We start from the raw sequence: 7,070 nt of genomic DNA on the forward strand, positions 1-7,070 counted from the left end.
GTGGTGAGGGCGTATCGCTGTCCGGTCTGCCGATACGTCTATGACGAGTCGACGGGCGCGCCACGCGAGGGGTTTCCGCCGGGGACACCCTGGTCGGCGATTCCCGACGACTGGTGCTGCCCGGACTGCGCGGTCCGGGAGAAGGTCGATTTCGAACCCGTATGCGTTCCGGACCCCGGGCCGGGGTGGGGCGCGTGGAGCGAAAGGCCCGGGCTCGCGTGAACGATTACCGCTTGTACCGATGCGCGCAGTGCGGATTCGAATACGACGAGGCCGAGGGCTGGCCCGAGGACGGGATCGCCCCGGGTACGCGCTGGGACGATATCCCGGCGGACTGGAGCTGCCCGGACTGCGGCGCCGCCAAAGCGGATTTCTTCATGGTGGAAATCGAACGAACTTGAAACTTTGACTGAACAGGTCCGGTCGTGCCAGGGTCGCAACCATGCCGAGCACCGGATCCCGGAATGCCGAACAGGGGTCTGCGCGTGAATCGTTGCGCACCGCGATCCTGGACGCGATGCGCGAGTTACTGCTGCTACGCGACTGGTCGAAGATCACTCTCACCGAGGTGGCCGCCGGTGCGGGGGTGAGCCGGCAGACCCTCTACAACGAATTCGGTTCGCGTGGCGGCCTGGCCGAGTCGTATGCGATCCGCCTGGCCGACGATCTCGTGGACCATGTGGAAACCGCGCTGGCGGCCAATACCGGCGACGCCGACGCCTCCATCCGCGAGGGGCTGGCCGGCTACTTCCAGGACGCGGCCCGGGACCCGCTGGTGCAATCGCTGCTGACCGGTGCGGTGAAACTCGACCTGCTGCGCCTGATCACCCTCGACGCCGGACCGCTCATCGCCCACGCCACCGACCGGCTGTCCGGTGTCATCCAGCGCAGCTGGATCGCCGCGACGGCCGAACAGGCCGATACCTTCGCCCACGCGCTGGTGCGGCTGGCCATCAGTTTCATCCCTACGCCACCCGGACCGGACTACGACGCCCCCACCGAATTGGGCCGGGTCTTCAGTCCCTACGTGGCGGCGATCGTGGCTGCTCGTTGACGTATACGGGGCTGTCGGTCCCCCTGGTCACGTGTAACGGTCGCCACGTTTGAGGCGAACAACGACGCAATGAAGACGCGGTTTCTGCAAATATGTAGGCCGCTGGAAGTTCGGTATGCAATAGCGGGGCAAACGTGCAATTGGTTGGCAAGTCGGCCGGGTCGGCCGACCCCAAACGCCTTCTATGGCTCCTCGGCCTCATCGCCCCGGCCTGCGCACTGCTGCCCTCGCAGCTGGTGCTGCACACCGGCCTCGAGGTGTTCTGGTGGATCGGGCCGCTCGTGATACTGGTGTTCATCCCGGTACTCGACATCCTGGTCGGCGACGACGGCACCAATCCGCGCGACGAGGACTACGAAACCCTGTCCAACGACCGCTACTACCGGTGGTGCACCTACCTCTTCCTGCCGATCCAGCTGATCGGACTGACGCTCGCCGGATATCTGTGGGCCGGTAGCGAGCTGAGTGTCGCCGACAAGATCGGGCTCGCGACCACCCTGGGGCTGGTCTCCGGGATCGGGATCAACGCCGCCCACGAGCTCGGGCACCGGGTCGAACGCCTGGAACGGTGGCTGGCGAAGATCGCCCTGGCACAGTCCGGATACGGGCATTTCTTCGTCGAGCACAACCGCGGGCACCACGTCCGGGTCGCCACCCCCGAGGATCCGGCCAGCGGCCGCTTCGGCGAGAGCCTGTACGAATTCCTGCCGCGCAGTGTGATCGGCGGGTTCCGGTCCGCGATCACCCTGGAACGGGAGCGGTTGCGGCGTACCGGCAGCGGCTGGTGGACACCCCGTAACAACATCCTGCAGGCCTGGTCGATGACCGTCGCGCTGTTCGGCGCCCTGATGCTGGTCTTCGGCTGGCAGATCCTTCCGTACCTGATCCTGCAGGCCGCGCTCGGCGCCGGACTCCTGGAAACGGTGAACTACATCGAGCACTACGGGCTGTTGCGGGAACGCCGCCCCGGGGGGCGCTACCGGCGCTGCACGCCGCGCGACAGCTGGAACAGTGATCGCCTCGTCACCAATATCTTCCTGTTCCACCTGCAGCGGCACAGCGACCACCACGCCAACCCGGGACGCCGCTACCAGACGCTGCGCAGCACCGAGGAGGCGCCGCAACTGCCCGCCGGATACGCCGCGATGGTGGTGCTGGCCGCGATCCCGCCGCTGTGGCATCGGGTGATGGACAAGCGGGTGCTCGCGCACTACGGCGGCGATCTCGACCGGGTGAATGTGGCACCGCGGCTGCGCCGGCGGGCGGCTGCGGCCGAGAGCCGGAGGGTGGCGGCATAGCCCCGTCCGCGTCGGGTGCGGCCGCGGCGGGTTCGTCCGGATACCGACCGGCACGGCCGAACCCCGGATGCCGGTACCGGCTAGCCTTGCCATCGAGACCGTGTTCACCGGGCATGGCCGAGGGCCGGCCGATCGGTCCACCTCCGGATGCGGAGGCTGGAGCGAAGGCAGAGGTATCGCACTACCGCCCCTGCGGGCCCGGTTCGCCCATGCTGTTACCGAGAGAAGGCTGATCCACGCTGATGACGACCTCCGAACTGCCTCGAACCTCGTTGAGCCCCGATACCCGAAACGGTATCGACTACAAGGTGGCGGATCTGGCGCTGGCCGATTTCGGCCGCAAGGAGATCCGGCTGGCCGAGCACGAGATGCCCGGGCTGATGGCCCTGCGCCGTGAATACGCCGATGTCGCGCCGCTGCGGGGTGCCCGTATCTCGGGTTCGCTGCATATGACCGTCCAGACCGCGGTGCTGATCGAGACCCTCACCGCGCTGGGCGCGGAAGTGCGGTGGGCCTCCTGCAATATCTTCTCGACCCAGGACCACGCCGCCGCGGCCGTGGTGGTGGGCCCGCACGGCACCGTGGACGAGCCGAAGGGCACTCCGGTTTTCGCCTGGAAGGGCGAAACGCTGGAGGAGTACTGGTGGGCCGCCGAGCAGATGCTCACCTGGCCGGGCGAACCGGCGAATATGATCCTCGACGACGGCGGCGACGCCACCATGCTGGTGCTGCGCGGCGCCCAGTTCGAGAAGGCCGGCGTGGTTCCCCCGGCCGACAAGGATCACTCCGCCGAGTACACGGTCTTCCTGAATCTGCTGCGGGAGCGGTTCGAGACCGACAAGGGCAAATGGTCCACGATCGCCCAGAGCGTCAAGGGCGTCACCGAGGAGACCACCACCGGCGTACTGCGGCTGTACCAGTTCGCCGCCGCGGGCGAGCTGACCTTCCCCGCCATCAACGTCAACGATTCGGTGACCAAATCGAAGTTCGACAACAAATACGGCACCCGCCATTCGCTGATCGACGGCATCAACCGCGGTACCGATGTGCTCATCGGCGGCAAGAAGATACTGATCTGTGGTTACGGCGATGTCGGTAAGGGCTGCGCGGAATCGCTGGCCGGCCAAGGCGCCCGCGTCCAGGTCACCGAGATCGATCCCATCAACGCGCTGCAGGCGCTGATGGACGGCTACGACGTCGTCACGGTGGAACAGGCGATCGGCGAGGCCGATATCGTGATCACCTCGACCGGCAACAAGGACATCATCACGCTCGACCATATGCGGGCGATGAAGGACCAGGCCATTCTCGGCAATATCGGCCATTTCGACAACGAAATCGATATGGCGTCCCTGGAACGGTCCGGCGCGGCTCGGTTGAATATCAAACCCCAGGTCGATCTGTGGACTTTCGGTGATTCCGGCAAGGCCATCATCGTGCTGTCGGAGGGGCGTCTGCTCAATCTCGGCAATGCCACCGGCCACCCCTCGTTCGTGATGAGCAACAGCTTCTCCAACCAGGTGATCGCCCAGATCGAACTCTGGACCAAGCCCGAGGAATACGACAACGAGGTCTACCGGCTGCCCAAGGTGCTGGACGAGAAGGTCGCTCGCATCCATGTGGAGGCACTGGGCGGCACGCTGACCAAGCTCACCAAGGACCAGGCCGAGTACATCAACGTCGATGTCGAGGGTCCGTACAAGCCGGAGCACTACCGGTACTGATCCGGCCCGCGTTTCCGGTCTCCACCGCGCCCGCCTGCCACCGCAGGCGGGCGCGGTCGTGCCGAGTACGCTGCACCTCATGGGTGTGCTGGTCTCGGTGGAAGGCCTCGACGGCGCGGGTAAACGCACGCTGATCTCCGGTCTGGCCGCGGCGCTAGACGCGCGCGGACTGCGGGTCGATTCGCTCGCCTTCCCGCGCTACGGACGCTCGGTGCACGCGGATCTGGCGGCCGAGGCGCTGCACGGCGCGCACGGTGATCTGGCCGCCTCCGTGCACGCGATGGCGCTCCTTTTCGCGCTCGACCGGGCCGGGGCCGCCGACGACCTCGCGAAATCTCTGGCCGATCACGATGTGGTCCTGCTGGACCGTTATGTGGCGTCCAACGCGGCATACAACGCCGCCCGGCTGGGACAATCGGCCGACGGGGAAATGACGCGCTGGGTGGGCGAATTGGAATTCGGCCGATTCGAGCTCCCGGTGCCCACGGTGCAGTTGCTGCTGGATGTTCCGGTGGAGGTCGCGGCCGGCCGGGCCCGGCGCCGCGCCGAACTCGACACCGCCCGGGAACTCGACGCCTACGAACGTGACGGTGGATTACAGGAACGTACCGCCGCGGTGTACCGTGATCTTGCTCGGCGCGATTGGTATGGAACCTGGTGGGTTTTCCGGTTCACCGGCGAGGGTTCCGCCCGGCTCACCGAGGAAATGCAGGAATTGGCCGCGCGGCTCGCCGCACTGGTCGCGAATTAGTGTTGGATATCCGGCGGGAACGCGCCCGAGTGTGGCGTGGCGACCCGTTACGAGCGCGGGAGATGACAACATAGTAACTATGAAGCCGAAGATTCTGGTCGTCGACGACGATATGGCGCTCGCGGAGATGCTCACCATCGTCCTGCGGGGCGAGGGGTTCGACCCGCACGTGGTCGGCGACGGCACCCAGGCCCTGTCGGCGGTTCGTGAGATCCGGCCCGATCTGGTGCTGCTGGATCTCATGCTGCCGGGGATGAACGGTATCGACGTATGCCGGGTGCTGCGCGCCGATTCCGGTGTGCCGATCGTGATGCTCACGGCGAAAACCGATACCGTCGATGTGGTGCTCGGTCTCGAATCCGGGGCCGACGACTACATCGTCAAACCGTTCAAGCCCAAAGAGCTGGTGGCCCGGGTGCGCGCACGGCTGCGCCGCACCGAGGAGGAACCGGCCGAGCTGCTGACCATCGCCGATATCGTCATCGACGTCCCGGCGCACAAGGTCACCCGCGAGGGCGCGCAGATCTCGCTGACGCCGCTGGAATTCGATCTGCTCGTGGCGCTGGCCCGTAAACCCCGGCAGGTGTTCACCCGCGAGGTGCTGCTGGAACAGGTCTGGGGTTACCGCCACGCGGCCGATACCCGGCTGGTCAACGTGCACGTGCAGCGGCTGCGGGCCAAGGTCGAGAAGGACCCGGAGAATCCGGAGATCGTCCTCACGGTCCGCGGTGTGGGGTACAAGGCCGGACCGCCGTGATCCGGTCCGAGGTGACGCGGGCCCGGAGGCGGTAACTTGCCCGACCACGAAGGGTCCCGCGCGACTCCGGACTCCGGAGCGGCCGGGCGTCTCGCCGATCTCCGCAAGGCGATGGTGCCGGTCGAGCGGTGGTTCCAGCATGCCGGTAAATCGCTGGGCCTACTGTGGCGGCGTTCGCTGCAGCTCCGGGTCATCGTCTCGACCCTGACACTGTCGTTGATCGTCATCACGGTGCTGGGCGTCGTGCTGACCAGCCAGATCACCGACCGGCTCCTCGACGCCAAGATCAACGCCGGTGTCGAGGAGATGGACCGCGTCCGCAACACGGTGGAGGGCCAGCTCGCCGGTGTCAACGATCCCACCAGCCAGCAGCAGCGGCTCTCCGACGCCCGCGATTCGCTGTCGAACCGGCGCGATTCCAGCCGTTCCAGCGACGCCGCGGGCAGCTTCGACGCCGCCCTGGTGATGATCGGCGGAACACCGCAGCAGGTGATGGCCGCGGGGCCGATCCAGGAGGTCCCCGATTCGCTGCGCCGGTTCGTGCAGCGCAACCAGGTCAGTTACCAGTTCGCCACCGTCTCCGACCCGGACGGCTACCACGGCCGGGCGCTGATCATCGGCAGCCCCAGCGCCGAAGTACCGACACTGGAGATCTACCTGGTCTTCCCGCTCGGCAACGAGGAACGCAGCCTGGCGCTGATGCGCGGGACCATGCTGGTCGGCGGGGTGGTGCTGCTCATCCTGCTGGCCGCCATCACGGCGCTGGTGACCCGGCAGGTGGTGCTCCCCATCCGGTCCGCCGCGCGTATCGCCGGCCGCTTCGCCGACGGCCGGCTCAAAGAACGCATGCTGGTGCGCGGCGACGACGATATCGCCCGGCTGGCCAAGGCGTTCAACGAAATGGCCGAGAGCCTGTCCAACCAGATCAACCAGCTCGAGGAGTTCGGTAATCTGCAGCGGCGCTTCACCTCCGATGTCAGCCATGAGCTGCGTACACCGCTGACCACGGTGCGGATGGCCGCCGATCTGATCCACGGCAGCAGCGACGATCTGGACCCGGCCCTGGCCCGCAGCGCCGAACTGCTGGTCACCGAACTGGACCGGTTCGAGGGTCTGCTCAACGATCTGCTGGAGATCTCCCGCCACGACGCCGGAGTCGCCGAACTCCAGGTGGAATCGCTGGATGTGCGGATGTGCGTGCGGGCCGCGATTTCCACCGTCCGGCATCTGGCGCGCGACGCCGCGGTCGAAGTCGTGATCGATCTGCCCGAGGAGCCGGTGGTGGCCGAGGTCGACCCGCGGCGTGTGGAGCGGGTGCTGCGTAACCTGCTGGCCAACGCCATCGACCACAGCGAGGGCAAACCGGTACTCATCCGGATGCGCGGCGATACCGAGGCCAACGCGCTGGCGGTGGTGGTCCGGGATCAGGGTGTGGGCCTGCGCCCGGGCGAGGAGAAACTGGTCTTCAGCCGGTTCTGGCGGTCGG

8 protein-coding genes are annotated in these 7,070 nt (G+C 66.8%); all 8 read left to right on the forward strand.

The genetic code is table 11. From position 1 onward, the window contains the following. Positions 1-3 precede the first annotated feature (3 nt). On the forward strand, positions 4-222 hold the full coding sequence (locus ACWDU1_RS26625) for a rubredoxin (RefSeq protein ID WP_450002582.1): 219 nt from the start codon (positions 4-6) through the stop codon (positions 220-222). Continuing rightward, a complete protein-coding gene (locus tag ACWDU1_RS26630) occupies positions 219-401 on the forward strand; it encodes a rubredoxin (protein WP_450002573.1) in 183 nt (60 codons plus the stop codon). Before ACWDU1_RS26625 ends, ACWDU1_RS26630 begins: the two co-directional genes overlap by 4 nt. Before the next feature lie 41 nt (positions 402-442). Further along, entirely contained in the window at positions 443-1,054 is a 612-nt protein-coding gene (locus ACWDU1_RS26635) for a TetR family transcriptional regulator (RefSeq protein WP_450002575.1), read from the forward strand. Between the two features lie 134 nt (positions 1,055-1,188). Beyond that, a complete protein-coding gene (locus ACWDU1_RS26640; protein ID WP_450002577.1) occupies positions 1,189-2,352 on the forward strand; it encodes an alkane 1-monooxygenase in 1,164 nt (387 codons plus the stop codon). A 242-nt stretch (positions 2,353-2,594) separates the two neighbouring features. Continuing rightward, complete coding sequence (gene ahcY, locus ACWDU1_RS26645) at positions 2,595-4,076, forward strand: adenosylhomocysteinase (RefSeq protein ID WP_450002579.1); 1,482 nt, start codon at positions 2,595-2,597, stop codon at positions 4,074-4,076. A gap of 79 nt (positions 4,077-4,155) precedes the next feature. Next, on the forward strand, positions 4,156-4,827 hold the full coding sequence (locus ACWDU1_RS26650) for a dTMP kinase (protein ID WP_450002580.1): 672 nt from the start codon (positions 4,156-4,158) through the stop codon (positions 4,825-4,827). 79 nt (positions 4,828-4,906) lie between these two features. Then, complete coding sequence (gene mtrA, locus ACWDU1_RS26655; RefSeq protein ID WP_040837514.1) at positions 4,907-5,584, forward strand: MtrAB system response regulator MtrA; 678 nt, start codon at positions 4,907-4,909, stop codon at positions 5,582-5,584. Between the two features lie 111 nt (positions 5,585-5,695). Further along, positions 5,696-7,070: MtrAB system histidine kinase MtrB (gene mtrB, locus ACWDU1_RS26660; protein WP_450002584.1), on the forward strand; the 1,375-nt coding region annotated here is incomplete at its 3' end.

The sequence above is a fragment of the Nocardia sp. NPDC003345 genome (genome assembly GCF_053589395.1).

What these genes read in the sequence shown, in the direction of transcription:
- ACWDU1_RS26635 (WP_450002575.1), top strand. Translation starts at nt 443, where the DNA reads ATGCCGAGCACCGGATCCCGGAATGCCGAACAGGGGTCTGCGCGTGAA.
- ahcY (WP_450002579.1), top strand. Translation starts at nt 2,595, where the DNA reads ATGACGACCTCCGAACTGCCTCGAACCTCGTTGAGCCCCGATACCCGA.
- mtrA (WP_040837514.1), top strand. Translation starts at nt 4,907, where the DNA reads ATGAAGCCGAAGATTCTGGTCGTCGACGACGATATGGCGCTCGCGGAG.
- ACWDU1_RS26650 (WP_450002580.1), top strand. Translation starts at nt 4,156, where the DNA reads ATGGGTGTGCTGGTCTCGGTGGAAGGCCTCGACGGCGCGGGTAAACGC.